We start from the raw sequence: 1302 nt of genomic DNA on the forward strand, positions 1-1302 counted from the left end.
GGAGGTGCCTGTGATCCTCGGATCCGGCTCAGCATGGGACACGGCCTGCGTTCAACTGGCGAACGCGGCTCGTCATCTGGGCCTTGACGACGGTATGCACGACCTGCTCCGCACGCCCCGCCGGGCGATCACCGTCAGCGTTCCGCTACAGCGCGACGACGGTCAGCTGACCGTGCTGACCGGCTATCGCGTCCAGCACAACCTCGCCCGTGGCCCGGGCAAGGGAGGGATCCGCTTCCACCCAACCACCGACCTCGACGAGGTCAAGGCGCTGGCGATGTGGATGACCTGGAAGTGCGCGCTGATGGGGATCCCCTACGGCGGGGCCAAGGGCGGCATCGCGGTGGAACCGGCGATGCTCTCCCTGCCGGAACGCGAACGCCTGACCCGGCGCTACGCCGCCGAACTCGTCCCGTTGATCGGACCGGAGAAGGACATCCCGGCACCGGATGTGGGCACCGACGAGCAGACCATGGCCTGGATCATGGATACCTACTCGGCGCACACCGGGTACACCATCACCGGCGTGGTAACCGGCAAGCCGCTGTCCATCGGCGGTTCCGCCGGTCGGGCCGGGGCGACCAGCCTGGGGGTGCAGCTTTCGGTGTTCGCCGCGCTGCGCGAGACCGGGCGCGACCCGCACGCGATGACGATCACGGTCCAGGGCTTCGGCAAGGTGGGGGCGCTCGCGGCCCAGTATCTGCACGACGCCGGTTGCACTGTGGTCGCGGTCTCGGACGTGAAGGGCGGGATCTACAACCCGCAGGGACTCAACCCGGCCGCCCTCATCCGCCATCTCGCCGGCGGCGCGGAGACGGTCGTCGGCTACCCGGGAACCGACACGATCACCAACGACGAGCTCCTGGAGCTCGACGTCGACGTGCTCGTCCCCGCGGCGTTGGAGGGCGTCATCACGGTCGAGAACGTCGACCGGGTCCGCGCGCCGATCATCGTCGAGGGTGCCAACGGCCCGGTGACCGCCGAGGCCGACCAGGTCCTGGACGACCGGGGCGTCCTGGTGGTGCCGGACATCCTCGCCAACGGCGGCGGGGTGGCGGTCTCGTACTTCGAGTGGGTGCAGGACATCCAGGCGTATTTCTGGTCCGAGGACGAGGTCAGCGACCGGCTCCGGGCGCTGATGGACCGCGCGTACCGCGAGGTCTCCCTGCTGGCCACGACCCAGAAGATCAGCATGCGCAGCGCCGCGCACGTCATCGGGGTCGGCCGGGTGGCCGACGCCCACCGGACCCGGGGTCTGTATCCCTGACCGGCATCCCTGACCGGCATCCCTGACCGGCGGTC

The 1302-nt window shown here is 69.7% G+C and carries 1 protein-coding gene; it reads left to right on the forward strand.

What is annotated here, in order from left to right; all coding sequences use genetic code 11:
* Positions 1 to 1267 (forward strand): Glu/Leu/Phe/Val family dehydrogenase (locus AC08ON_RS04635; RefSeq protein WP_476616516.1); only part of this gene is annotated, 1267 nt, incomplete at its 5' end.
* Positions 1268 to 1302: the final 35 nt, after the last annotated feature.

This window comes from Frankia sp. CoWAU3 (genome assembly GCF_977971855.1).